The 24,839-nt window shown below is 66.6% G+C and carries 20 protein-coding genes; 4 read left to right on the top strand and 16 right to left on the bottom strand.

Annotation, left to right across the window (positions count from 1 at the left end; translation table 11 throughout):
- The first annotated feature begins 9 nt into the window (after positions 1-9).
- Positions 10-975, top strand: a complete 966-nt coding sequence (locus tag Hhyl2_RS02225; protein WP_483549085.1) for a beta-ribofuranosylaminobenzene 5'-phosphate synthase family protein — start codon at positions 10-12, stop codon at positions 973-975.
- Positions 976-997: 22 nt separating this feature from the next.
- On the opposite strand, the gene guaA is transcribed toward Hhyl2_RS02225, so the two are convergent.
- From guaA to Hhyl2_RS02250, 5 genes are all read right to left on the bottom strand, one after another.
- Positions 998-1,915 carry a glutamine-hydrolyzing GMP synthase gene (gene guaA, locus Hhyl2_RS02230; RefSeq protein WP_483549086.1) on the bottom strand — a complete coding sequence of 306 codons (918 nt, stop codon included), beginning with the start codon at positions 1,913-1,915 and terminating at the stop codon, positions 998-1,000.
- Complete coding sequence (gene pyrG, locus Hhyl2_RS02235) at positions 1,915-3,576, bottom strand: glutamine hydrolyzing CTP synthase (RefSeq protein ID WP_483549087.1); 1,662 nt, start codon at positions 3,574-3,576, stop codon at positions 1,915-1,917. The genes guaA and pyrG overlap by 1 nt, the downstream gene beginning before the upstream one ends.
- A gap of 131 nt (positions 3,577-3,707) precedes the next feature.
- Positions 3,708-3,890 (bottom strand): hypothetical protein, encoded by a 183-nt coding sequence (locus tag Hhyl2_RS02240; RefSeq protein ID WP_483549088.1) that lies wholly within the window; start codon positions 3,888-3,890, stop codon positions 3,708-3,710.
- A 53-nt stretch (positions 3,891-3,943) separates the two neighbouring features.
- Complete coding sequence (locus Hhyl2_RS02245) at positions 3,944-4,783, bottom strand: hypothetical protein (protein WP_483549089.1); 840 nt, start codon at positions 4,781-4,783, stop codon at positions 3,944-3,946.
- A 37-nt stretch (positions 4,784-4,820) separates the two neighbouring features.
- Positions 4,821-6,200: a hypothetical protein gene (locus Hhyl2_RS02250; RefSeq protein ID WP_483549090.1), complete on the bottom strand. Its 1,380-nt coding sequence runs from the start codon at positions 6,198-6,200 to the stop codon at positions 4,821-4,823.
- Between the two features lie 99 nt (positions 6,201-6,299).
- Between Hhyl2_RS02250 and Hhyl2_RS02255 the strand changes: the two genes are divergently transcribed.
- Complete coding sequence (locus tag Hhyl2_RS02255; protein WP_483549091.1) at positions 6,300-7,541, top strand: outer membrane protein assembly factor BamB family protein; 1,242 nt, start codon at positions 6,300-6,302, stop codon at positions 7,539-7,541.
- Between the two features lie 4 nt (positions 7,542-7,545).
- On the opposite strand, the gene Hhyl2_RS02260 is transcribed toward Hhyl2_RS02255, so the two are convergent.
- Positions 7,546-8,148, bottom strand: a complete 603-nt coding sequence (locus Hhyl2_RS02260) for an alpha/beta hydrolase (protein WP_483549092.1) — start codon at positions 8,146-8,148, stop codon at positions 7,546-7,548.
- 105 nt (positions 8,149-8,253) lie between these two features.
- Here Hhyl2_RS02260 and Hhyl2_RS02265 point away from each other — a divergent pair, with 105 nt between their 5' ends.
- Entirely contained in the window at positions 8,254-9,117 is an 864-nt protein-coding gene (locus tag Hhyl2_RS02265) for a PspA/IM30 family protein (protein WP_483549093.1), read from the top strand.
- Here the strand turns inward: Hhyl2_RS02265 and Hhyl2_RS02270 are convergent.
- The 7 genes from Hhyl2_RS02270 to Hhyl2_RS02300 are packed head-to-tail and all read right to left on the bottom strand — an operon-like array spanning position 9,114 to position 18,443.
- Positions 9,114-10,991, bottom strand: coding sequence for a COG1361 S-layer family protein (locus Hhyl2_RS02270; protein WP_483549095.1), 1,878 nt, complete (start codon positions 10,989-10,991; stop codon positions 9,114-9,116). The genes Hhyl2_RS02265 and Hhyl2_RS02270 overlap by 4 nt on opposite strands.
- Positions 10,992-11,043: 52 nt before the next feature.
- Complete coding sequence (locus Hhyl2_RS02275; protein WP_483549097.1) at positions 11,044-11,832, bottom strand: ABC transporter permease subunit; 789 nt, start codon at positions 11,830-11,832, stop codon at positions 11,044-11,046.
- Positions 11,825-12,820, bottom strand: coding sequence for an ABC transporter ATP-binding protein (locus tag Hhyl2_RS02280; protein ID WP_483549098.1), 996 nt, complete (start codon positions 12,818-12,820; stop codon positions 11,825-11,827). Before Hhyl2_RS02280 ends, Hhyl2_RS02275 begins: the two co-directional genes overlap by 8 nt.
- A 39-nt stretch (positions 12,821-12,859) precedes the next feature.
- The gene (locus tag Hhyl2_RS02285; protein ID WP_483549099.1) at positions 12,860-14,788 is read right to left on the bottom strand and encodes an SLC13 family permease; all 1,929 of its coding nucleotides are present in this window, start codon (positions 14,786-14,788) and stop codon (positions 12,860-12,862) included.
- A gap of 32 nt (positions 14,789-14,820) precedes the next feature.
- The gene (locus Hhyl2_RS02290; RefSeq protein ID WP_483549100.1) at positions 14,821-15,864 is read right to left on the bottom strand and encodes a DUF7972 family membrane protein; all 1,044 of its coding nucleotides are present in this window, start codon (positions 15,862-15,864) and stop codon (positions 14,821-14,823) included.
- 40 nt (positions 15,865-15,904) lie between these two features.
- A complete protein-coding gene (gene thrS, locus Hhyl2_RS02295) occupies positions 15,905-17,833 on the bottom strand; it encodes a threonine--tRNA ligase (RefSeq protein WP_483549101.1) in 1,929 nt (642 codons plus the stop codon).
- 49 nt (positions 17,834-17,882) lie between these two features.
- Positions 17,883-18,443: an HTH domain-containing protein gene (locus Hhyl2_RS02300; protein WP_483549102.1), complete on the bottom strand. Its 561-nt coding sequence runs from the start codon at positions 18,441-18,443 to the stop codon at positions 17,883-17,885.
- 149 nt (positions 18,444-18,592) lie between these two features.
- Here Hhyl2_RS02300 and Hhyl2_RS02305 point away from each other — a divergent pair, with 149 nt between their 5' ends.
- Positions 18,593-19,024 (top strand): universal stress protein, encoded by a 432-nt coding sequence (locus Hhyl2_RS02305; protein WP_483549103.1) that lies wholly within the window; start codon positions 18,593-18,595, stop codon positions 19,022-19,024.
- Positions 19,025-19,032: 8 nt separating this feature from the next.
- On the opposite strand, the gene Hhyl2_RS02310 is transcribed toward Hhyl2_RS02305, so the two are convergent.
- Genes Hhyl2_RS02310 through Hhyl2_RS02320 form a run of 3 tightly spaced genes read right to left on the bottom strand, consistent with a single transcriptional unit; the run spans position 19,033 to position 24,770 of the window.
- Entirely contained in the window at positions 19,033-20,742 is a 1,710-nt protein-coding gene (locus tag Hhyl2_RS02310; protein ID WP_483549104.1) for an Ig-like domain-containing protein, read from the bottom strand.
- Positions 20,739-22,889 (bottom strand): type II secretion system F family protein, encoded by a 2,151-nt coding sequence (locus Hhyl2_RS02315; RefSeq protein WP_483549105.1) that lies wholly within the window; start codon positions 22,887-22,889, stop codon positions 20,739-20,741. The genes Hhyl2_RS02310 and Hhyl2_RS02315 overlap by 4 nt, the downstream gene beginning before the upstream one ends.
- A complete protein-coding gene (locus Hhyl2_RS02320; RefSeq protein ID WP_483549106.1) occupies positions 22,890-24,770 on the bottom strand; it encodes a type II/IV secretion system ATPase subunit in 1,881 nt (626 codons plus the stop codon).
- Positions 24,771-24,839: the final 69 nt, after the last annotated feature.

The raw sequence follows: 24,839 nt of genomic DNA on the forward strand, positions 1-24,839 counted from the left end.
TCGACGGCCATGGCGAGGGTCACGACCGCCGCACGGCTCCACTTTGGCTTCCAGAACCTCGCGCTCGCACACGAGCGGCTCTACGGGGGTGTCGGGCTCGCGCTCGCGGCACCGCGGCTCGTCGTCGAGGCCCAGCCCGCGGACGAACTCCGCTGTAACGACGACGCGGCTCGGCCGTACGTCCGGCGCGCCATCGAGGCACTCGGTGTGCCCGGTGCCACAGTCTCTCTCACCGAACGGTTCCCCCGCCACGTCGGCCTCGGCAGCGGGACGCAACTCTCGCTGGCTGCCCTGATCGCCGTCGCCCGCGCTCACGACACGACGGCGGACGTTCGGACCTACGCCCCGGACCTGGGGCGTGGCGGGCGCAGCGGTATCGGCGTCGCGACGTTCCTCCAGGGCGGGTTCGTCGTCGACGGCGGCCACCCGACGGAGCGGTTCACAGCCGAACCCCCGGCCGAGGGCGACTGGGACGTCCCGCCCGTCCTGGCCAGACACGACGTCCCTGCCGACTGGCGGTTCCTGTTGGTCGTCCCCGATGTCGACCACGGCCGGAGCGGCGCCACCGAGGACCGGAGCATGCGCCAGGCGGTCGAACGGGCCGACCCCGGTATCGCCGACGAGATAGCGACACTGTTGACCAGGCAACTACTGCCCGCCATCGCGACCCGTGACCGACGGGCGTTCGGCGCGGCGGCGGCCAGGCTCGGCCGACTCAACGGGGCCTGGTACGCGGACGAACAGGGTGGCGTCTACCGCCCGCCGGCGGGCAAACTCGTCGAGTTCCTGACCGACGCGCCGGCGATCACCGGCGCCGGGCAGTCCTCCTGGGGACCGACGGTCTGGGGGCTGACCGACGTCGACAACGAACAGACGGCGCGCGACGCAGGCCGGGACGCGCTCGACGCCGCGGCCGTCGAGGGCGAGGTTCACGTCGTCGCCCCCCGCAACACCGGTGCCGACCTCGTCGAGTGAGCGGTCAAAACGGTGCGACTGGTTATTCGTACTCGATGGTCGCCGGCGGCTTGTGGGTCACGTCGTAGACGACGCGAGCGACGTTCTCGTGGGCGCCGGTGATACGGCTCTGGATGCGCTGGAGCGTCTCCCAGTCCAGTTCCTGGGCGCGGGCGGTCATCCCGTCGCGGCTCTCGACCGAGCGGACCGCGACGACCCAGCCGTGGACGCGGTTGTCACCCTTGACGCCCGTCGCTTTGCCGATGACGGCGGCGAGGGCCTGCCAGGGCTCGTACTCTTCGAGTTCCTCCTCGACGACGTGGTTGGCCTCGCGAGCCACTTCCAATTTCTCCGCGGTCACTTCGCCGATGATACGCACCGCCAGACCGGGGCCCGGGAACGGCATCCGCTCGGAGATGATCTCCTCCAGATCGAGCGCGCGAGCCACCTCTCGGACCTCGTCCTTGTAGAGGTCCCGCATCGGCTCGACGATGCCGTCGAAGTCGATACGCTCGGGCAGGCCCCCGACGTTGTGGTGGGATTTGATCGTCCCCTCGCTCTCGATGCGGTCGGGATAGATTGTCCCCTGGACCAGGTAGTCGGCGTCGACCTCGCGGGCGACCTCCTCGAACTCCCGGATGAACTGCTCGCCGATGATGTGGCGCTTCTCCTCGGGGTCGGTCTCGCCTTCGAGCGCGTCGATGAAGCGGTCCTGGGCCTCGACGATCCGCAGCGAGTCCATGTAGTCGAAGGTCTCGCGGATCTCCTCGGTCTCGCCTTTCCGCATCAGCCCGGTGTCGACGTAGACGGCGGTGAGCTGGTCGCCGATGGCCTCGTAGGCCAGCGCGGCGGCCGTCGAGGAGTCGACGCCGCCGGAGAGCCCGATGACGGCGTTCTTCTCGCCGACCTGGTCTGCGATCTCGGCCTTGGCCTCCTCGATGAACGAGTCGACGTCGACCATCAGTGGCTCACCTCCCGTCCCTCGATAGCATGTGGGTCCTCGCCGAGGACGGCCTCCAGCAGGCCGACGAACGGTGGACTCGCGCGGGTCGGCCGCGAGCGGAACTCGGGGTGGAACTGCGTGCCGATGAAGTACGGGTGCTCCTCGACCGGCAGTTCGAGGATCTCCATCCGGTTGTCCGAGTGGCCCGAGAAGACCAGGCCGGCGGCCTCCAGATCGTCGATGTACTCGGGGTTGACCTCGTAGCGGTGGCGGTGGCGTTCCGTACAGGAGTCACCGCCGTACAGCGCGGCGGCCAGTGTCCCGGGTTCGATGTCGGTCACGTTGGCACCCAGTCGCATCGTCCCGCCCATGTCCTCGACCTCGTACTGCTCGGGCAGGATGTCGATGACGGGGTAGGGCGTGTCCTCGTCGAGTTCCGCGGAGTGGGCCCCGTCGAGGTCGAGGACGTTCCGTGCGTACTCGACGACGGCCATCTGGAAGCCGAGACACAGTCCCAGGAAGGGAACGTCGTTCTCGCGGGCGTAGCGGATGGCCTCGACCTTGCCGTCGGTCCCGCGGGAGCCGAAGCCCCCAGGAACGACGATGGCGTCGGCGTCTTTCATCCGGTCGGCGTGGCGGTCGTTCATCTTCTCGGAGTCGACCCACTGGACGTTTACGTCGACGTTTTTCTCCAGGCCGGCGTGTTTCAGCGCCTCGTGGACGGACATGTAGGCGTCCTCCAGATCGTACTTCCCGACGAGCGCGATGTCGACCTCGCCCTCGGTCCGCTGGGTGACCAGTTCGCGCCAGCGGTTCTCCCGCTCGTCCGCGGGCAGTGCCTCGTCTGCGATGTCCAGGCGCTCCATGACGTACTCGTCGAGCCCCTCTTCCTCGACCATCAGCGGGACGTGGTAGATGTCGTCGACGTCCGGGTTCGAGAAGACGGCCTCGGTCGGGACGTCACAGAACAGTGCGATCTTCTCCTTGGTATCGATGTCCAGTTTGTCCGAACAGCGGCCCACGAGCACGTCGGGCTGGAGCCCGATGCTCCGCAGTTCCTTCACCGAGTGCTGGGTGGGCTTTGTCTTCTGTTCGCCGTTCTTCGAGTAGGGGACGAGCGTGACGTGGGTAAAGAGGATGTCGCCCTCGTCTTCCTCGTGGGCGAACTGCCGCAGCGCCTCCAGGTAGGGCATCCCCTCGATGTCACCGACGGTCCCCCCGACCTCGATGATACAGACGTCGTTGCCCTCTGCGGCCTCGCGGATCCGCCGCTTGATGTCGTCGGTGATGTGCGGGATGATCTGGACGGTCCGGCCCAGGTAGTCCCCGGCACGCTCCTTCTCGATGACGTGCTGGTAGGTCTTCCCCGTCGTGACGTTGTGGTCGAACGTCATATCGATGTCGAGGAAGCGCTCGTAGTTGCCCAGGTCCAGGTCGACCTCGCCGCCGTCTTTGAGGACGTACACTTCGCCGTGCTGGAACGGGTTCATCGTTCCGGCGTCGACGTTGAGGTACGGGTCGATCTTGACAGCGGTGACGTCGAACCCGGCGTTCTTGAGCAAGCGGCCTGTGCTGGCGGCAGTGATGCCTTTCCCCAGTCCTGACATCACGCCCCCGGTGACAAAGATGAACTTCCGACCCAGCTCAGGGTCGTAGCCCGTTTCGGGTTCGGTCGGCATACCGACGGTGCGCCGTGGGTCGCCAAAACGGTTTCGGGACCACCCTGCTTCGTGAGCATGTGTCAACCCACGGTATCGGGATGGGACCTACTGGCAACTCTCGCTGGGCCCTACCGAGGGTCCGCTGTGTCCTACAGCGAGAGCATGCGGCTGACCGTGACGATCGTCGCGAGCGAGAGCGCGGAGATGACGGCGTCGTTCACCCCTGCACCGATAGCCAGAAACAGGACGACGCCCGCGAGGAAGCCGGCGGTCAGCGACACCATCCCGTGACGCGTCGTTCGTGTGACACGCTGCCGACTGGCAGTCGCCATATGCGTCTATTTATAATTATATACAATAAGGGTATGGGGTACTCCTCAATTGTTCACACTACTGTGCCGCCGGACCGAGTGCGGACACGCCGGAGAGCGTACTCGATAGCGCCGGGGAGCAGCGCGATGCCGAGGAAGACGAACCACCCCACAGCGTACAGCGCGTGCGGATCACCGGGACCGGCGTACTGCTGTGCGTAGACGCTGTTGACGAACAGTACCGTCACGACGGCGGTCGGCCAGACCAGGTCGTCGGTGAGCAGGAGGTACACAGGGATGCCGACGAGCACGACACCGCCGCCAAGCGCCCAGAGTGCCCCCAGCGGCGTCCCGGACATCCCCCAGCCCCAGGCGTAGGCGACGGAGGCGAGTGCGTGTGCGACCCCGGCGACGGCGGCGACGACCCGTGGATCGGCCTCGACGACGATGCTCGGTGTGTCGGGGAGAGTCGGCAGCCACGCACGGCGGCGAACGACAATCTCCCAGAGGCCAGCTAGCCCGGCGGCGACGGTCCAGACGAACCACGGGCCGGCGTACTTCGCCAGGTAGAGGCCGTTCTCGACGACGGTGAAGCCGGTCGGCCCGTCCACGCCGGGTTCGATCTCGGCGACGTCACGGAAGACAGGGTCCGGTGGCGTCAGTTCCGCGTGGAACGCCAGCGCGGCCAGGACGGCGACCAGCGCCAGCGGCGTGACCAGCCTGTATCGAAGCGCGAGCCAGACCGGGACGGCGCCCAGGACGATCAGCCCGCCGTAGCGCCACAGCACCATGTGGACCGGATACGCGGCGGGGCCGACGTCGTAACCGAGCTGAAGCTGGACGCCGATGACGGCGGCGGCGTGAGCCAGGCCGACGAGCAGTGCGACGGCGAGGGGGAGGGCAGAGCGGCGCACGGCCGAAATCGTTTCGGCTGAGAGATATGTCTTCGGGTCAGACGGCGACCGGTCGGGAGATGATCCACAGCGAGAGGACGGTGTACCCGACCATCACGGCGACGAGCGGGACGTGCGCCCGAGGGCCTGCTACGCCGTACCGGTCGAGTGCGACGGCGTGGGCAGCGACGACGGCGACGAGGTGGCCGACGACGACGAGAACGACCTGGGTGCCCCAGAATACCGGGACCGGCAGCAGGGCGGCCAGTGCCGGGTCGACGGTACCGCCGGTAGCGAGCGCGAGTGTCGTCCCGAGGTTCCGGAGGACGAAGGGGTAGGTGTGTGCCACCTCGTAGGCCGCAGCGATGGGCAGGACGGAGCCAGCGAAGGCCGTCGCGACCGCCACTGGAACGGAGCGCCCGCCGCCGACGCGTTCGACGGCGACCACTGCCAGTGTGAAACTGGCGAGGAACCAGGCGAAGCCGGCGACGTAGAGCACGGTCGCCGTCGGCGTCGGCCCGAGCGGTTCGGCTACAGTGGCCAGCAGTGTCTGAAACGTCGGCGTGCTGGTCAGGCCGTCGAAACTGACGGTGTAGACCGCTGCGATGGCGAAGGCGACGACGGAGGTGTCGGCGACAGGTCGCGTACAGGCCCGCCAGGGGGCACGGAGCGCGAGACTGTAGCCCCCCTCCCCGGTCCGTCGGACAGCGAGCGGCGCCACGCGACCGAGCAGGTCGTACAGCACGGCCAGCGGGTCGGCCCGTCGGAGCCACGCGGGACCGAACACGAGCGCCCCGACGAGCATCACGAGCGCGTAGCCGGCGACGAGTGCGGCGGTCAGCCGCGGCGACCGAGGGAGCGTCGTGAGGTTCTCGACGACGCCGACCAGCAGGAGATAACCAAGCAGTGCGGGCCAGACACTCAGACGGTCCGGGTAGTCGCCCAACAGCGCAGGAGGTTCGCCCTCGATACGGGCGAGGACCCCGTACAGCGTCCCCCAGGGGGAGACGACCCGCCACGGGCTGCCAGCGAGGATGGCCACCAGCCCCACCCCCTTGAGCCAGACGGGCCAGAACAGCACCGTCGCGACGTTCTCGGACTGGATCTGTGGCCCGATCAATCCGCCGAGGACGACCGCGAGGAACGCGGCGAGGCCGAGAACGCGGCCGCCGGTCCGGAGCAGGCGTGCGCCCGCCGAACCGACGACGACCCTCCGGTCGCCCGCGAGTTCGGGCACCGACCGGCCGCCGACAGCGAGCCACCCGGCGGTGATGGCGACCGTCGCACCCGCACCGCCGTACAGCAGTCCCAGCGGAATCGGCGCCTCGAATTCGCCGCCGACTGCGCCGTGGGCGCTCACGGTCCCGGCGGTCGCCAGCAGCGTCCCGGCGGTCGCCAGGAGCACGACCACGGGTCGCGTCGAACGACTGCGTGACACAGGTGGCTCTCGCCGGTCGGCGGGCAAGTACGTACCGCTCTCGCCCGGCGAACGCAGACGATAGACGGGCTTTTCACTACCGGGCGGCGACCTCCAGTGATGCGACTGCCGACGGTCCTGGCCGCCCTCGTTCTGTGTGGGGTTCTGGTCAGTGTTATCCTCGTGGGGCTTGCCGGTGGCGGTGGGTCGCTCACGCAGACGTGGATAAGCGACACCGCTCGCCAGAACGAGGTCAACCACCACGCGGTCGGTGTCGGTCCCGACGACGAGGTGGTCGTCGCGCCCGTCGCCGCGGTCCCCAACGCCGAACCCATCGGGCCCGAGTCGTGCTCGCTGGTGCGGCTCGGTCCGGCAGCGGGGGCGACCGAGTGGCGCTGGAGCGTCCCACCCGAGGACTGTTTCACCCACGCTCTCACCCAGCCAGCCATCGCGGATCTGGACGACGACGGCTCGCTGGAGGTGGCGGCTAGCACGACCCAGAACGCCCTCGTCGTCCTCGACGCGGCCTCGGGGACCGAGGAATGGCGCGTCCCGCTGTCGACGTACGGTTACGGACAGCCGGCGGTCTCGACGGCCGACCGCGGGCCGGCGGTGGTCACGAGCGACATCCGGGGGACCGTCGTGGCGGCCCACGGCAACGGCACGGTCGCCTGGCGGACCGACACGAACATGACGGTCTGGGCCCGCCCCCGGCTGGTCGACCTCGACGCCGACGGCGCACCGGAGATCGTCGTCGGCGGCAAGGAGGCGGTCGTGGCGCTGGACACCGACGGGACCGAACTGTGGCGTTCGCCGACGCCGGCGACGACGCTCGCGGCAGTCGAGCGCGACGGCGGGGCGACTGTCTTCGCCGGCGACCTCCAGCAACTGACCGCACTGGACGGGACGACCGGCCAACGCCTGTGGGAGCGGTCGGTCTCCGGGACCGCGCGACTGCACGCGACCGGTGACGCCGACGGCGACGGCGACGCCGAGGTGTACGTCGGCCACGCGCCCAACACCGTCCTGGCGGTCGACGCGGCGACCGGGGACACCGAGTGGGAGACGCCGCTGGGCGGTGGCGAGCGCCAGTCCATGTTCGCCCCGGTGCTGGCCGACGTCGACGGCGACGGCACCGCGGACGTCGTCGCGGTCACCAACGGCGGGACCGTCGTCGTGCTGGACGGACGAACTGGCGGGGAACGGGCGGCCTACGAGCGTGATGTCTTGATCTGGACGTTCGCCACATCGGCGGACCTCGACGGCGACGGCGACGCGGAGATACTGGCACGGTACGGCGACGGCCGCGTGGTCGCACTCGACTGGGAGGACGGCTCCCGGCGGCTGGTCGCGCTCGGCTGATCGGCTACCGCGAGGCCAGCAAGAAATCCGTGATCAGTTCTACGACCCGGCCGGTCCGGCCGGTGAACTGGTGGCCTGCAGGCACCGACTCGACGCGGTGGCCCAGTTCACGGGCGCGGTCGACCACTGGCTCCCAGTCGACGGCCTCGTCGCGTTCGCCGTAAACCACCTGGAGCGGGCAATCGACGGTATCGACAGCGTCGACCACGTCCCGCTGGCCCGTCAGTCCCGCTGGCGGCGCGAGGACCGAACAGCACTGCGGGGCCTCGGGCGCGTCGGCGTCCAGGGCTGCGGCCGTCCTGAGTGCCACCGCCGCGCCGAAACTGTAGCCGAACAGGCCTCCCGTCTCGTAGCGGTCGGTGGCCCACGCGAGGGCGTTCTCGGCGTCGGTTCGTTCTCCACGCCCCTCGTCCCAGGGGCCGTAGTCGATGCGGAGACACGCCACGTCGGGCGCGAGTGCCTCCCCGACCGCCCGGAGCCGCGAGTCCGACCGCGAGCCGCCGTACTGCGGATGGGGTGGGCACGCGACAACGACGGCCTCTGCGTCGGGAGTGTCCAGCGACCCGACGACGCGACGACCGCCGGGGACGTGGACCGTCTCGCTCATGTGTCACCGGAGGATGCCCGCCAGCCTGAACCTGTCGAAATTCAGACTCTCTCCGAGCGAAACACCATGTAAGAAATTTAAGTCAGGAGCCACGAATCAGACCATATGGGAATCCTCTCGCGCGCCTCGTACGTCATCCGGTCCAAGCTCAACGCCGTCCTGAACCGGGCCGAAGACCCGACCGAGACCCTCGATTACAGCTACGAACAGCTGCGAAACGAACTGCAGGACGTCAAGCAGGGTATCGCGGACCTGACGACACAGAAGAAACGCCTGGAGATACAGAAACGCCGGCTCGAAGAGAACGTCGAGAAGCACAACGAGCAGGCCCGCCAGGCCGTCAAGCAGGACCGCGAGGACCTGGCCCGGCAGGCCCTGGAGAAGAAGAAACAGAAGATGACCCAGATCGAGGAGCTGGAGACCCAGATCAGCCAGCTCCAGTCCCAGCAGGACCAGCTCGTCGAGCAGAAAAACGAGCTGCAAAAGCAGATCGAGCAGTTCCGCACCAAGAAGGAGACGATGAAGGCCCGCCACGAGGCCGCCAAGGCGTCAAAGCGCGTCAACGAGGCGATGACCGGCGCCGGCGACGAGATGGAGGACGTCAACCGAGCCATCGAGCGCGCGGAGGAACGGACAGAGGACATGGAGGCCCGCGCACAGGCGATGGACGAACTCCGGGAGGACGGCGTTCTGGAGGACCAACTCTCCGACAAGAGTTCGCTGGAGCAGGAACTCGACGAGGTGCAACAGCAGGGTGAGGTCGACGCCGAACTGGACACGCTGAAGGCAGAGATGGGCAAGGCCGACGAGAGCGAGGCCGAACCGGCCGACAACGGCTCCGAGGATCTCTCCGAGAGCGACCTCGAACAGGAACTGGCCGGGGAGGGCGACGTCGACGCGCCGGAGGTCTCCGATAGCGAGGTCGACGCCGAACTCGAAGAGCTGAAAGACGACGAGAAGCCGAACTAGCGGTTCAGCCACCACCAGCCGACGCCCAGGAGCACCGCGACCACGACTGCCCCCACGAGAAGCACGACGGTACTCCCGGTCGTCTCTTCTGTCGCGATCTCGACTGCGATCTCGTGTGGCCCGGACCGGACGGTGTCGTCGTCGGGCGTCGTCGCCGTCACGTTGACCGACACCGATTGTGTGCTCGGAACGGCGTCCTCGGCGACCGTGAGCTGGAACGTCACGACCGTCGACTCGCCAGGATCGAGCGAGCCGACGAAGCTCCGGGGCCCCTCGCTCGTGAACGGTGCCGTCGGCGCGATCCGAGCGTCGAGGTCTGTCAGCGTGATCGAACCGACGTTCTCGATACGGACGTCGATCTGTCCGTCCGAGTCGGGGGCGAGCGTGGCGTTGACGGCCTCGACTGCCAGCAGGTCGGCGTCCGTGACCGTCACGGGAACGTCGTGCGGTCCGGAGCGGACGGCGTCGCCGGCTGCAGTCGTCGCCGTCACGTTGACCGGCACCGAGTGGGTGCTTGCGACGGCGTCGCCGGCCACGGTCAGCGGGAACGTGACGGTCGTCGCGTCGCCGGGGTCGAGCGAGCCGACGAAGCTCCGAGGTGCGTCGCTGGCGAAGGGCGCCGACGGCGCCAGCCGCGGCGCGACATCGGTCAGGGGTTCGGAACCGACGTTCTCGACACGGACCTGCAGTCGGCCGTCCGTGCCCGGTCGGTATGTGGTGTTCGTGGCCGTGACAGCCAGCAGGTCCTCGTCGGCGACCGGCACCGAGAGCGTCCGGACGACCGTCCGGCGGCGGTCGGCGTCGGCGTCGTCGCCGTCGAGTTCGTAGGTGACGGCCACGGTCACCGGTCGGGGTCCGCCGTCGGCCGCTGGCGGGACGGTCACTGGGATCGAGAACTGGCTGGAGCCACTGCCCTCGACGTCGCCGACGGGATAGGCCGGCTCGCGGAACCGCAGTGTCGCCGACGGCGAGGTGACCTCGACGACGGCGTTCCTGGCGGTGCGGTTGCCCTGGTTGACGACGACGCCGTTGATCGAGCCTTCAACGCCAGTGTTGAGGTCGCTCTGGACTTCGCGCAGTTCGAACCGCAGTGCGGGACGGGGTGTGACACCCACTGCACCGAGGTCCTGTGAGACGTCGAACCCGTTCTGGTCGGTGAAGGTCGCCGTCGCCGACAGCGCGTACCGCTCGCTGCGGGCGCTCCCGGCCGACTGGACCGAGAATGTGACCGTCTCGCGGTCGCCGCTATCGAGCTGTCCGAGGAGGCGACTGGCCTGCTGTCCGCCACCCATCGAGAGGTCCGTGTCGTCGGTCGACAGCGCCAGGCGTGCATCGCGCGCGGTCGCAGTCCCGACGTTCTCGACGGTCACCGAGACGGTCCCGCGCTCGCCGACAGCGAGGTCGGACTCGGTGTCGACGACCCGCAAGCGGGGCCGTTCGGGGACCCGGACGGTCGCAGTGACCGTGTCCCGCTCCGCCTCGTCGAAGTCCCGGACGTAGCTGACCCGGAGCGGGATCCTGTAGGTCCCCGGCTCGACGTCCGCCGGCACGACGACGCGGACTCGGATCGGCTCGCGCTGGCCGTCGCGCATCGTCCCGACGAACTGCGGGCCGGACTGGATGGTGAACGGTGTATCTCCGGCACGTGGCTCGACGGAGACGTCCGTCGCGTCCTCGACGACGTCCTCCGGGTCCTCGGCGTCGTTGGCGAGCTGGACCGTCACGGTCTGTTCGGTGCCGGGGGTGAGTGTCGGCTCGGGGACGCTGGTCTCGAAGTGGGGGTTCCGGACGCCGGCGGTGACGACCAGGGGCTGGGTCACGAGTAGACAGCCCACGAGGACCACGAGCAGGGCGCGAGAGTGTCTGGGGGCCATACGGTGTGTTGCTGGAAACTGACGACGGGCTCGGTGATAAACGTTCGTCGCGTTACAGGTCCGCCCGGAGGAACCGTGCGCGGGCGAGTCCGAGCAGGACGAACGCGGCCACCAGCAGAATGATCGCGCCCTCGACGTCGTAGGTCTCCTGGACCAGGATCTCCGTGGTGTCGTAGTATCGGGTCGGCGAGAACGCGCCCAGCACCTCGAAGTCGGTCGAGGCGGTCACCGAGTCGAGCACGAACAGCAGGAAGACCGCGGCCATGCCACCCCGCTGGGCGAGGTCGCCACGCGGGAGGAGTACCGACAGCACCAGTCCGATACTCGTACAGACAAGCAGGTACGGGACCGACAGCGCGTGGACCGCGAGCAGGTCCACCAGGTCCAGTGACTCCTCGATGAGGATGGTGCCGCCGTAGACGAACAGCGGCATGACGAGGTTGAGCACGACGATGGGGGTCACGAGCGCGAGGTACTTCTCGACGAGGAGCCGCGAGCGGCTGATCGGCGTCGCCAGCAGCAGGTCCAGGCGGCCGTTCTCGACGTCGCCCGCGACGGTCCCGCCGGCGACGTAGGCCATGTAGAGCCCGAACAGCAGCACCCAGACGAACTGGTAGAACTCCGCGGCGAGAAACCCCTCGATGGTCCCGAACGCCTCGGTGCCGAAACTCGCCCGGAACGCCTCCGGCAGGCTCTCGATGTAGGCCTCGAAGTCGACGCCGGAGGCCTCGATAGAGGGGAAGACGCCGATGATGAGCAGGCCGAACAGGCCCAGTCCGACCGCGAGGCCGGCGGTCCCCCGGACCCGCCGCCGGGCCTCGTAGCGGGTCACCTCAAACATCGTCGGCCCCCGTCGCTTCCGGGGTGTCCACCGCTGTGCTCCGGTCGCTTCTGTCGTCCTCTTCGTCGCCTGTTTTGTTCCCCGTCCCGTCGCTGTCGTCGCCGCTCCTGGGCTGGTCGCCGTAGAAGTGCATAAAGACGTCCTCCAGGGGCGGTTCCTCGATGTCCAGGTCGACGATGTCGTAGTCGGTCAGTTCGGCCACAAGGGTGTCGTAGTCGCCCGTGAACGTGAACTGGAGTTGCTCGCCGACGGCTTCGCAGTCGACGACGCCTGGGAATTCGAAGGCCGAGGGGTCGGCCGGGTCGGCGGTCGTCACGCGGACCTTCTTGCCACCCCGGGATAGCAGGTCGGTGACGTCCTCCAGGGCCGCGAGGTGACCGTCCCGGATGATCCCCACCCGATCACAGACCCGGCGGACCTCGCCCAGCACGTGCGAGGAGAAGAAGACGGTGACGCCACGGTCCCGTTCCCGTCGGAGGAAGTCGTTGAAGTGCTCCTGTTTCAGCGGATCGAGTCCCGACGTGGGTTCGTCCATGACGACCAGGTCCGGATCGTGCATGAACGTCTGGACGATGGCCAGCATCTGCTTGTTGCCCGTCGAGTAGGCCCGTATCTTCCGGTCCAGCGGGGGGTCGAACAGTTCCAGGAGCTCCCCGCGGCGCTGGTCGCCTTTCAGTTCGGCCTGGTAGTCCAGGAACGTCCGGCCGGTGACGCCCCCGTCGAACCCCGGTGTCGCCGGCAGATAGCCCAGGTCGGCTTTGGCCTCCAGCAGGGCATCCTCGTCGCGGATGTCCTGGCCGAGTACGCGGGCGGTGCCCTCTGTCGGGGACTGGAAGCCCAGCAGCATCCGGATGAGGGTGCTCTTGCCGGCCCCGTTCGGGCCGAGAAAACCGAATATCTCGCCCTCCCGGACGGTGAACGAGAGGTCGTCGTTGGCGACCGTCTCGCCGTACACCTTGGTGAGCCCCTCGACCTCGATGGCGCCCATACGTCGAGCGACGCGTCGCGGTCCCTTAGAACTACGCCGTCAGAGTGGCCAGACGAACGCGACTGCGAGCGTCGTAACGGCACACAGCAGCAACTGCAGCGGGAGCCCCACGCGGGCGTAGTCGGTGAACCGGTAGCCCCCGGGGCCGTAGACCATCAGGTTCGTCTGGTAGCCGATGGGCGTCAGGAACGCCGTGGCGACGGCGAAGGTGACGATCAGCAGGAACGGGAGGCCGGCGACACCGACATCCTGTGCGGTTGCGACGGCGATGGGAATCATCAGGACGACCGTCGCGACCGGGGTGATGACGCTGGCCAGTACTGCGGTCAGGAGGTAGAACAGCGCCAGCAACGCCAGCGGTGGGAGTACCCCGCCGGCCGTCGAGAGCAGGCCACCGAGGAAGGCCGCACCGCCGGTCTCCTGCATCGCCAGCCCCAGCGGGAGCAGGCCCGCGAGCAGGAAGACGACGTTCCAGCTCACCGCGTCGTAGGCCTTCGATGCGCTCAGCCTCCCGGTGGCGACCATCGTCACGACCCCGCCCAGTGCGGCGATGTAGATCGGGAGCAGGTCCAGTGCCGCGACGGCGATCACGCCCACCAGGATCGCGAGCGGGACCAGGGCACCGGGGTCTAGCGAGGGGATCTCGTCGTCGTGGATGATGTCGAACAGTTCCGGCGGCCCTTCAGTCAACACGAGGTAGCCCTCCTCTTCGAGGTGGCCGATCCCGTCGACGGGCGTCTGGAGCAGGAGGGTGTCTCCGGCCGAGAACGTCACGTCACCGAGCCCGTCCTGGATGAGGGTGTCGCCGCGACGGACCGCCAGCACTGTCGCGTCGAACCGCCCCCGAAGTTGGACGTCGGCCAGTGTCCGGCCCCGCAGTCGTGATTCCTGGTCGACGACGGCCTCGACGAGGACGCCGGGGTGGCCGCTCTCGGCCAGCAGTTCCTCGGTGACCGACTCGCGGGCGAGCTGGCGCAGTCCCAGCGTCTCGGCGAAGCGGTTGACCGACTGGCGGTTCCCCCGCACGGTCAGGACGTCGTCGGCCTCCAGCGTGCGGTCGGTCGCCGACGCGAAGAAGGACTCCCCGTCCCGGTCGATCTGGAGCACGTCGATGTCCAGCAGCGTCCCGACGGCGGCGATCTCGTCCGCCGGCACGTCCTCGTCGAGCGGTTCGCCGGCGACCGTCTCGGCGGCCGCCGTCACCAGTTCGTCGGTCACGGTCCGGTCGAGCGCCTCGGTCACTGTCAGCCCGACTAGCGGTGACTCCTCACGGACCCGGAGCTGTGCGAGGTAGCGATCCATGTCGAACTCCTCGGTGAAGTCGGCGGCCGGGTGGATCCGCTCGGGGACGAGCGCGCGGCCGACCGTCAGCAGGTACGCGACGCCGACGAGGAGGACGACGATCCCGACGGGCGTCAGCGTGAACATCGAGAACGGCTCGCCCAACAGTTCCGCCGAGAGGTCGCTTGCGAGCAGGTTCGTGGCGGTCCCCACGAGTGTGAGCGTCCCGCCGAGCATGGAGGCGAACGACAGCGGAAGCAGGAGTCGCGAGGGCGAGATACCGTACCGGTCCGAGAGGCCGGTCACGAGCGGGATGAAGACCGCGACGATGGGCGTGTTGTTGACGAAGCCGGCGCTGACGCCGGTCGTCCCGACGATGGCCGCGAGCAGTCGGCTCTCGTCGCCGCCGGTGAGCGTCGCCAGTTTTCCCCCGAGCCAGTCGACGACGCCGGCCCGCTCGACGCCGGCGCTGAGGATGTACATCGCGAGGATGGTGAGCACGGCGGGGCTGGCGAAGCCGCCGATGGCCTCTCGCGCCGGTACCCGCGTGTACGGTTCGAGCACGACGAGCGCCACCAGGACGCCGATGGCAGTCATATCGGGCGAGAGCCACTCCGTGACGAACAGGACCAGGGCGACGGCGACGAGCGCGAAGACGACGAGGGCGCCCGTCGAGAGTGGCGGCATACGAGTCGCCACACGCGACGGATAGAAAAGCGTTAGTCCCAGCTGACGTCGACCGATCGGTCAGTGTCGCGGAGGATGAACGGGCCGATAGAGAGGGTCCGCTTGGTGACGGTGACGATGCGGAGGATGTACGCCAGCAGGACAGTAAAGGGCAGCACCGAGAGCGTCGTCGTCACGGCCACGAGCAACAATGCGTCCGAGACGCCCAGCGTCGCCCCGGTGAACGTCTGAGGGTCGAGAAAGAGCAGACTGGCGATGGCGACGGTCAACGCCGGGACGGCGACGTACAGCAGCGTCCGGGAGAGCGCGGTCAGTTCCCACTGGAAGTACAGCGTCTTGAAGTGCTCGCGGGCCGGGCCGAACAGCTCCAGGGTCTCGACGAGTTCGGCGAGTTCGTCGTCGACCGCCGCCGGAAGGTCCTCGGCGTAGCGCTCCCGGATACGTCGCCCGGCGTAGAGCTTCCAGGAGTAGTTGTAGTCGAGTGCGGCCCTGACGACGTCGAACGCGCCGAAGGTGGCCCCTTCGAGCTCGTCGGTGACGGCCTCGGCGTTACCGGTCACCGAATCGAGATACGTCGAGAGGAGTTCAGCCAGGTCGTCGTCGAGGGTCGCTTCCTCGGCGGCGTCCTCGACGGCACGGGCCTGTTCGGCCGTCGCGCGGACCAACGACCGGAGGAACGCGGAGGGTTCGGCGGGGCTCACGTCGGCGTCGACGGCGTCGGCCACGTCCGCCCGGAAGTCCATCGCACCCTCCATGCGCTCGCGCTGGTCGCCCACGGCACCGAGTTCCTGGGAGAGGACGAGTTGGCTCAGAGTCAACACCAGCGTCACGCCGGTGATCGTCGCCGTGACCAGCGCCTGGTACAGCGTCTCGACCGGGTCGCCACGCCGCAGGAGCGCCTCGGCTGGTGTGGGATGGAGGAGGCCCACGGCGATGACGGCGACCAGCACCACGCTGGCGAACGCCCCGCTGACGAGCCAGCGGTCGGCATCGAGGACGACCCACAGGACGGCCGAGCGTTCGCCGGCCCGCTGGCGGAACTGGTCGTCGGGCTGATCGCCGTCGGCATCTGCCATGCGAACGCCGTCGTCGGCTGCGGTGAAAAAGTCCGGGGCGCTACCGGCCGGCGAAGAAGGTCACGTCGGTGCGCTTCTGTTCGATCTCCGTCGCCAGGTGGTCGCTGAACTCCGAGAGCTCGATATCCTTTTCCTCGTTCTCCTTGCGGTCCCGCACGGAGATGGTGCCGGCCTCCTCCTCGTTGTCGCCGATGATGAACATGTAGGGGACCCGGTCGTCGTGGGCCTGCTGGATCTTCCGGCCGACCGTCCAGGAGCGGTCCTCGATCTCGACGCGGACGTCGTCGAGTTCGGCGGCCAGTTCCTCACAGTAGGGGATGTTGTCGTCGCTGACCGGCAGGATACGGACCTGCTCGGGGGCCAGCCACGGCGGGAACTTCCCGTTGTAGTGCTCGGTCAGCACCATGAAGAACCGCTCGTAGGAGCCATACAGCGCGCGGTGGATCATCACCGGCCGGTGCTCCTCGTTGTCCTCGCCGGTGTAGGAGAGGTCGAACCGCTCGGGCATGTTGAAGTCCAGCTGGACCGTCGGACCGTCCCAGTGTCGGCCCAGCGCGTCCTCGAAGGCGAAGTCGATCTTCGGGCCGTAGAAGGCGCCGTCGCCGGGCTCGACCTTGTAGTCGATCCCCTGCTCCTCCAGCACCGACTCCAGTTGGGACTCGGCTTTCTCCCAGATCTCGTCGCCGCCGACGGACTTCTCCGGGCGGGTCGCGAACTGGACGGTGTAGTCGAGGTTGAACGTGTCCAGCGTGTCGAGGATGATATCGACCGTCGCGAGCACCTCCTGTTCGATCTGGTCGGGCCGGACGAACAGGTGGCCGTCGTCGATGGTGAACGCCCAGGTCCGGGAGAGCCCCGACAGTTCGCCGCGCTGTTCCTTGCGGTAGACCTTCCCGTCCTCGAAGTACCGGACCGGGAGGTCCCGATACGACCAGGAGTTCTGCTCGAAGATGGTCGCGTGGCCCGGACAGTTCATCGGCTTGAGGCCGTACTCCTCGTCGTTGACGTCGAGCAGGAACATGTCGTCGACGTAGTTCTCGTAGTGGCCCGACTTCTTCCAGAGTTCGGTCCGGAAGACGTGGGGCGTCTCGATCTCGTCGTAGCCGGCGTCGCGGTTGAGCCGGGCGACGTACTCCGAGAGTTCGTTGAGGATCTTCTTGCCGTTTGGCTCGTACAGTGGGAGGCCCGGCCCGGTCGTCTCGGCGATGGAGAACAGGTCCATCTCCTGGCCGATCTTGCGGTGGTCCCGCTCCTGTGCTTTCCGTCGGTTTTCGAGGTACTCGTCGAGTTCCTCCTGGGTCGGGAACGCGGTCCCGTAGACCCGCGTGAGGGTCTCGTTGTCCTCCTCGCCGCGCCAGAAGGCCGCCGAGATCTCCAGCAGCGCGAAGCCGCCGATCTCGCCGGTCGACTCGACGTGGGGCCCCTGACAGAGGTCGTAGAACTCCGCCTGCTCGTAGAAGGAGACGGGGTCCTCGTCGGCGGCCTCGGTCTCTAAGATATCCTGTTTGAACGGGTTGTCCTCGTAGCGCTCGAAGGCTTCCTCGCGGTCGACCAGTTCCCGCTCGATGTCGTAGTCGGCCGCGATGATCTCCTGGGCCTCCTCGCTGATCTCCTCCAGGTCGTCCTCGTCGATGTCGACGCCGGTGATGTCGTAGTAGAAGCCGTCGTCGGTCCACGGTCCGATGGTCAGTGTCGCCTCGGGGTAGCACCGCTGGAGCGCCTGCGCGAAGACGTGGGCCGCCGAGTGGCGCAGGACGTCGACGTACTCGTCGCTGCTCGGTGTGACGATCTCCAGGTCGACGTCTGTCTCGATGGGGTCGTGCTTGTCCACGAGCTCGCCGTCGACGACGCCCGCGACGGTGTCGTCTCCGAGCCCGGGCCCGATTTCGTAGGCGACATCCTCGACCGTGCTCCCGGACGCCATCTCGAGCGTCGACCCGTCCGGTAGCGTAACCGTGACCGTACTCATATGCCTGATTAGGATAGCCGCCGGGGATAAGTGTATTGAGACGCCCGCGCTACTCGGAGGCGACCGGTTCGTTGCTCCCGATGGTCCCGCCACGGACCTCTAGCCGGTCGGTGGCCGTCTCAGCCGTCGCCCGGTCGAGCCCGGTGAAGGTGGTCGACCCGTCCGATTCCAGATCGTTCAGCCGGTCTGCGACGGACACGACGGTCTCGTCGTCGACGTGTGGTGTGACACACCGGATCGACTCGCTCTCGTACTCGACCAAGAGCAGTTGCGGGAGCACGATCGCCCGGTACTGCTCCTCGACTAGCGACGCGTCGACCGATCGGAGCGAGAACGCCGGCGAGAGCGAGCGGTCGTTGACGCGCGCCCACTTCCGGAACGCAGCGATCTGTTCGTGGATCTGGCGGCCGAACGGCGTGGTCACGTCGGCCGGCGTCGCGGGTAGTTGTTTCCCCCAGACCGTCACCGTGTACTCCGTCAGCGAACCGTCATCGACCAGCGTCTGCAGGCGGTCGGTGACCGATTGCTGGTGTGAGCGCGCCGTCTCTGGCACCAGCGATCGGACGAACAGTTCCGCTCGCCGCCCCTCCTCGGACTGGGTTGATTCCATCGTTGTACAACCCATTCACGTGAACTGACTAAAATATTCCTGTTGACAGGATTTGCGTTCGGGTGCTGATATTCAAACATTGCTAACTATCCTCCGACCGCTGGGCCAGCACGGAGAACTATGTACCATCGGTGTCCATGACGTGATACATGTACGACCACGTACTCATCGCCACCGACGGGAGTTCCGGCACGATGGAGACCGCCGAACACGCCGTCTCCATCGCACGCGACAACGAGGCAGTGTTGCACGGCCTCTACGTCGTCGACAAGCGACAGTACCGTGCCGCGGACGCGGACACCAAAGACACCGTCCGGCAGTCCCTGGAGGAGGAAGGCCAGGTCGCGCTCGACGACATCGCCGTCCGCGGCGAGGAGGCCGGCCTGGAGGTCCGGACCAGCATGGAGGAGGGTATCCCGGACAAGACCATCGTCGAGTACGCCGAGCGCGAGGGCGTCGACATGATCGTGATGGGGACCCATGGCCGGACCGGCCGCCAGCGCGTCTCGACGCTGGGGAGTGTCACCGAACGAGTGACAGAGAATTCGCCCGTGCCGGTGCTGGTGGTTCACATAGAATAACGGCTCGGTCAGTCTGGGCCGATGAAGTACGTCGCGACGGTCCGAGTCCCGTCGTCGCCATCTCTGAAGACAATCTCTACGACGAAGAAGTCACCCAGAATCGCCCCGTCCCAAGTCTTGGGATTCATCGCGCCTACCTCTGTGAACCCAGCGAAACTGAAACGATACGTCTGTGAACCACTTGGTGCGAACGAATCGAGCTTCCCCGACACATTCGTAAACGTTGTTCCGATAGCGTAGGTGATTGCAGGCGAATTACTGTCGGCGACGGTACGCCCGGTCGGTGGGGAGAAATCATTGCTCGTCGAATAGAAGCTCACCCGCATCTCTTCGATGTGTTGGCTTGAGTTGGTGTCCCGGTTCTGGAAAGTAATATCGACTTCACAGTTGTCGCTCCGCTGCTTGCAGTCATTGTTAGGTCCCGTTCTGAGTAGTTGAGCGTCAACTAGTTCGATGGTGTCGGCGGGATTGATCGGGTTCCCACCGTCGTTCTTCGAGTCGCTATCCGAGTCGGCATTGAGCACCGACAGGTCAAACCGGACCCGTTCTCGTTCGGTCATATTTCCGCCGAATCTAGCCCAAACGGTCTCGCTGGTCACCTTGTCGACATCCGCTGGGGCGGTGTACTCCATAGTCACTTCCCCGTCGGCGTCGGTCTTGTTGCTGCCGAGGAACGTGATATCTCCGTCGGTCGTGTTCGTCCCGACCGTCTGGTTTGCGACCGGGTTGTTGTATTCGTCCCGGACCTGCACGACAAGCCGCTGGGTTCCTCCCTCAGGGATTGTTGTTCCGTTCCCAGCGCTATCGACGATGTAGGCCGGGTCCGGCGTCGGGTCGTAGCCGCTGGCGATCCCGACCGCGGCGAGTCGCATGGAGTAGGTGACGCCCTGCTGGAGCGTGACGTTGACCGTCCCGCTGGGTCCAGCGGTGATGTTCTGGACGTGGCCGCCGGCGCTGACGGTCTCGTCGGCCAGTGCCTCGTTCCAGTCCGCGACGGACCGCTGGGTCGGTATCGTCAGCGTGATTGGCGCAGTATCGTTACGCACAGTGATCGTCTGTGCCGGCGCGCTCACTGGTGCCATCCCGACGGTGACGGACCGGTCGCTCGTGGTCGAGAGGTCGCCCTGGAGCGCGATCAGCGAGATCTCTCGGCCACTGATGAGCGCCCCGCGCTCGATCAGGGTCGTCCGGCCGTTCGCGTGTCTGTTGTACAGCGTCCCGTGTTCGGCGACGGTCTGGGGGGCGTTGCCGTACTCGTTGTAGTAGGGTTCGTAGGTGAGCGAACTGGCGTTGAACCGGTGACTATTCCCGTTCCAGTAGTCGCCGGTCTCGCCGGTCGCCGTCGCGTTGTCGACGACGATCTGTCCGACGTCACTCGTCCGGAGCGAGCCGCTTGGCCGCGAGGGGTTCAACAGGAAGAACCGCTGTGGGTAGCCGGTCCCGGTCTCGATCTTGACCGTCGCCTCGGTGCCGGTACTGGCGACCCGAAACTGGCTCTCCTGGAGTTCCTGCATGTCGCCCTGGACACGCTGGTTGTGCTCGAACTCGACCTGCTCGTTGGCCGCCGGCACCGCGTTGATCTGGATCAACGCGACCAGTGCGACGACGAGCGCGAACAACAGGATGCCTCCCAGCAGCGCGGAGACCCCGCGGTCGTCGTCGCCGAGCGTCGTCGAGCGGTCGGTACGTCGGTCTGGTGGTGTGTCGGTCGATTTCATACGAAGAGGAAGACGAGGATCGTGACGACGATCAGGACGATGCTGTACTTCAGCCCGCTCAGCGTGCTGTTGTCGGTCAGCTTCCCGGAGATGAGACCGATGCCGAACGCCTGGATGAGCGCCGAGTGGAAGAAGATCGCCTGGTAGGTCTTGACCGGGATGTTCGCCAGGCTCAGTGGCAATCCGCGCTCGCCGGTCGTGTCCGCCCCGGTCGCTGCGTTCTCGATCGGCTGGAGGTAACTCGCGTCCAGCAGGACGATGACCATCAGGTAGACGAGGAATCCGATGACGACGACGGCGATGTAGGTCGCCAGTTCGCTTCGGCGCTTGCGTTCGATCTTGAACCGGTCGCGAGTGTCCTCGGCCGCGATCGAGAGGACTCTCGCCAGGTCCCTGCTCGCGCGGGTCCCCTCGCCGATGAGGCGGATGGTCCGGGCGAGCTGTGGGGACTGGAGTCTGGTCGAGAGGCGTTCGAGCGCCCGGTGGATGTCGTAGTTCCAGCGGATGTCGTTGCGGACGATCTCCAGCTGGTCGGCCAGCGGGCCCGACGACCACCGCGAGACCAACCCCAGCGCGTCGACGAACTTGATCCCCATCCGGTTCGCACTGGAGAGAACGTTCAGCACTTCGGGGAATCGCATGGCGATACGGCGCTCACGTCTGGCGCGGCGCTCGTGTAACAGCGACAGCGGGACGACAGCGACGAACACCGGGACGACCGCGAGTATCGTCGTCGCCCACAGCGGCTCCTCGACGAAGACGGACAACGATGCCTCGACCGTCTCGGTCGCCAGGACGACGCCGAGGTAGGCGATGGCCACCGGCACCGTCACCAGCAACGACAGAACCGGTTTCCGACGGATCGGCCGCATCGGATTGGTGATCGCGTCCCACATCGCCTTGCGGCGCTGTGTCCGCAGGTAGCCGTCGACGCGGCGCTGTTCGCTGTCCGCGAACACACCGCCGATGTCGTAGCCGCCGTCGGTGGCTGCCGATGCGGGCTTGGATTCGAAGAGTTCGCTGATCTCACCCTTGAGGAAGGCGACGAACAGCGACGGACTGTCGCCCAGGAGCGAGGCCGTCCGTGCGTCGTGCTCCGTCGACTGGACGACCGGCTGCTCGTAGGGCTCCGAGAGCATATCGAGCAGGACGATGAACCCAGCCATCCCGAGCGGCAGGGCCGCGTACACGAGCAGTTGTAACTGCCCGAGTGTCTGCCCGCCCAGCAGGCTGATGACGATGAGAATGACGATGACGAACAGCGGCGCCGCGACGAACAGTGCGATGAAGAACTCGCTGAGGATCCCGAGGGTCTCGATGAACTGCTCCTGTTCGTCACGGGCCTCTTCGAGGTAGGTGTCGACCTCGTTCTCGTAGAACGCCGTGAGGTCGCCGCCAGCGTCCAGCACTGAGAGCATGTCGTCGATGAACTGCTCTAGATTGTCACTGACGGTGAGGTCACGTGTGTTCCGCAACGCCGTGTACAGGTCGTTCCCGAACAGCGTCAGGTCACGGTGGACCATCTGAAACTCGTTTGCCACTTCGCCGTAGGTGTCCTGGGATTCGGCCAGAATTTCGATGATCTCCGAGGTGTTCAGCCCGCTGTACGACAGCGCGTACATCATCACGATGGCGTGGGGCAGCGTGATGTCGATGTTCCGGCGGCGGCCGCTCGCGGCGAAACTTGGGAAGTAGTACCGAGCGTACCAGACGATCGTCGAGAGGAGCGACGACAGCACGATAATGAGCGCTGCACCGGTGAACCACGCCCGGTTCGCTCCGAGATAGCGGGTCAGATCGCCACGGTAGTTGAGCGGGTTCCGGAACTCGGCCAGGAGCCCCATGTCGATGAGCGACACCGTGAGCAGGAGGCCCAGGAATATCCCAACGATCACGGACGCGACGACGTACCACGCGCTCTGTGCGAGGTAGACGTCGTAGTTGACTCCCATCCGCGCCTGGTTGAGCGTGCGCTGGAGATCACGGTACGCTTCGGGGCGGGCCTTGTAGTAGCCCCGCAGCCACCCGTACTCCTCGCGGATCCGCTTGCGGTCCTCGGCCTCGGATCGGGGGGCCATCGGATACTTGTTGAGGCCGTACGCAGTGGGGCGGTCCGGATCGGTGGAGGGCGTCGAGTCGTCGCTCATCTAGAACAGGTCCTCGGCCTGGAGCGAGACGGGGGTGACCGTCGACATCGCCGGCCCCTCGTCGACAAGTTCCGCCCGGTCTAGCGACCCGTCTTCGATCTGTTCGAGTAGTCTGTCCGGCCGTCGCGTGTAGCGGTTGATCGCCCTGGCGACGGCGGCGTACTCGGTGATGTCGTTGTCCGCCAGGTACTCGAGGACCCGCTTCCGGTCGGTCAACTCCCGTTCCAGATCGCGCTCGCTCCAGCCGCGGTCCTCCGCGATCTCCTGGAGGAGTGCGGACTCGTTGACCTTCGTGTGGGTGTCAGTCGTAGCGTCCCGATCGAAGATCGTCAGGGTGTCGATGCTGTCGTCCCGGGTCCCCGCCGAGATCTCCGCGATCTCCTCGTTGCGTCGGACCCGCTTCTCGTCGAGGAACGTCTGGCGCTGGATCGAGACGATGTCCAGATCCTGGAGCATCTGTGTCGGGACGTTCAGCGGCGGGTTCTGGAGACGCGAGAGGACCGTCTCGACCGAGTCGGCGTGGACGGTCGTGTAGGCCGTGTGGCCGGTCGACATCGCCTGGAAGAAGGTCAGTGCGACCCGTTCCTCGGTCCGGATCTCGCCGACCAGCAGGTACTCGGGCCGCTGGCGCAGCGCCGACTGGAGCAGTCGGTACATCGAGACCTCGCCACGGTCGTCGGCTGTCACGCCGCCGCGGGTCACGCTCTGGATCCAGTTCTCGTGTGGCAGGTCGATCTCGCGCGTGTCCTCGATGGTGACGACCTTGCTGGACCGCGGGATGAAAAACGAGACGGCGTTCATGCTGGAGGTCTTCCCCGAACCGGTCCCGCCGGCGAAGATGAGCGACTTGTTGTTCTCGATGGCGATCCAGAAGTACGCCATCTGTTCGGCGGAGAAGGTGTTCCAGTTGATGAGGTCGACCGGGGTGTAGGGGATATCGGCAAACTTCCGGATGGTGAAGTTCGACCCGCGCGTGCTGATCTCGCCCCCCAGCGTCAACTGGATACGTGAGCCGTCCGGGAGTGTTCCGTCGATGAGCGGGTCGGAGATGGTCAGTTGCTTGCCCGCCCGCTGTGCCAGCCGGAACGTGAAGGCGTTGAGCCGCTCGTTGCTGAACGAGACGTTCGACCGGAGGTCGCGGTATCGCTGGTGGTAGACGAACACCGGGACATCGGCACCGTCACAGGAGATATCCTCGATCGTCGAATCGCGCATGACCGGGTCGATCGGGCCGTACTCCAGGAAGTCCCGAAGTAGATAGTACAGGAGTTTGTGGAGCGTCCCGTCCTCGACTGTCGAGGCGTGATCGGTGATGAGTTCCTTCGCTTCCGTCTCGAAGACGGCGGCTCGCTCGTCGTCGTCCTCGAAGTCACGGTACATCAGGTTGTTGCGCAACAGGGCGACCAGATCCTGTCTGACGTACTGCTCGAAGTTGTTCAGCACGGGTTCGACGACCTGGTATCGATACTCGTTCTCCCGCTCGTCGAACAGGATGACGACGTACGCGAACGGTTCGTTGACCCAGTAGCGTTCGACCTCCTGATACTCGTCGAGATAGCTGAAATCGAAGAACTCGGTCGCGATGAACTCCTCGTCGGGGGCGGCCGCGAACGACTCGTCGATGTCGGCGGTCTCGAAGTACCGATAGACGTCCGACAGCACGTCGGCGACGGTCGAATGGTCGCGCACTTCCACGTCGGCCGCGACGTCCTCTCCGTCGAGTCCGGACGTCTCGTGGTTGTCCATCACCGCAGTCAGATCGTTCATCGACGGCGCGTCGTGGTCGCCGTCGGTGTGTGTTTGCGACGGTGGGGAAACACCTTGTTCCGAGTCCACGTCCGCGTGCCCATCGCGGACTGGCTCGTTCTCGCTTGGTTCCATCTACCGACTAAATAATGGTCGGAGAAGATAAAACAAGTAGGTGAATATTACCCTCTCGTCGCAGAACAG

The sequence above is a fragment of the Haloarcula sp. H-hyl2 genome (assembly GCF_056934385.1).

Bases quoted from the DNA above. Each gene is read 5' to 3' on its own strand.
- Hhyl2_RS02265 (WP_483549093.1), top strand. From the start codon at position 8,254: ATGGGAATCCTCTCGCGCGCCTCGTACGTCATCCGGTCCAAGCTCAAC.
- Hhyl2_RS02255 (WP_483549091.1), top strand. From the start codon at position 6,300: ATGCGACTGCCGACGGTCCTGGCCGCCCTCGTTCTGTGTGGGGTTCTG.
- Hhyl2_RS02225 (WP_483549085.1), top strand. From the start codon at position 10: ATGGCGAGGGTCACGACCGCCGCACGGCTCCACTTTGGCTTCCAGAAC.
- thrS (WP_483549101.1), bottom strand. From the start codon at position 17,833: ATGAGTACGGTCACGGTTACGCTACCGGACGGGTCGACGCTCGAGATG.
- Hhyl2_RS02280 (WP_483549098.1), bottom strand. From the start codon at position 12,820: ATGGGCGCCATCGAGGTCGAGGGGCTCACCAAGGTGTACGGCGAGACG.
- Hhyl2_RS02270 (WP_483549095.1), bottom strand. From the start codon at position 10,991: ATGGCCCCCAGACACTCTCGCGCCCTGCTCGTGGTCCTCGTGGGCTGT.
- guaA (WP_483549086.1), bottom strand. From the start codon at position 1,915: ATGGTCGACGTCGACTCGTTCATCGAGGAGGCCAAGGCCGAGATCGCA.
- Hhyl2_RS02320 (WP_483549106.1), bottom strand. From the start codon at position 24,770: ATGGAACCAAGCGAGAACGAGCCAGTCCGCGATGGGCACGCGGACGTG.
- Hhyl2_RS02275 (WP_483549097.1), bottom strand. From the start codon at position 11,832: ATGTTTGAGGTGACCCGCTACGAGGCCCGGCGGCGGGTCCGGGGGACC.
- Hhyl2_RS02285 (WP_483549099.1), bottom strand. From the start codon at position 14,788: ATGCCGCCACTCTCGACGGGCGCCCTCGTCGTCTTCGCGCTCGTCGCC.
- pyrG (WP_483549087.1), bottom strand. From the start codon at position 3,576: ATGCCGACCGAACCCGAAACGGGCTACGACCCTGAGCTGGGTCGGAAG.
- Hhyl2_RS02310 (WP_483549104.1), bottom strand. From the start codon at position 20,742: ATGAAATCGACCGACACACCACCAGACCGACGTACCGACCGCTCGACG.
- Hhyl2_RS02240 (WP_483549088.1), bottom strand. From the start codon at position 3,890: ATGGCGACTGCCAGTCGGCAGCGTGTCACACGAACGACGCGTCACGGG.
- Hhyl2_RS02300 (WP_483549102.1), bottom strand. From the start codon at position 18,443: ATGGAATCAACCCAGTCCGAGGAGGGGCGGCGAGCGGAACTGTTCGTC.
- Hhyl2_RS02315 (WP_483549105.1), bottom strand. From the start codon at position 22,889: ATGAGCGACGACTCGACGCCCTCCACCGATCCGGACCGCCCCACTGCG.
- Hhyl2_RS02260 (WP_483549092.1), bottom strand. From the start codon at position 8,148: ATGAGCGAGACGGTCCACGTCCCCGGCGGTCGTCGCGTCGTCGGGTCG.
- Hhyl2_RS02290 (WP_483549100.1), bottom strand. From the start codon at position 15,864: ATGGCAGATGCCGACGGCGATCAGCCCGACGACCAGTTCCGCCAGCGG.
- Hhyl2_RS02305 (WP_483549103.1), top strand. From the start codon at position 18,593: ATGTACGACCACGTACTCATCGCCACCGACGGGAGTTCCGGCACGATG.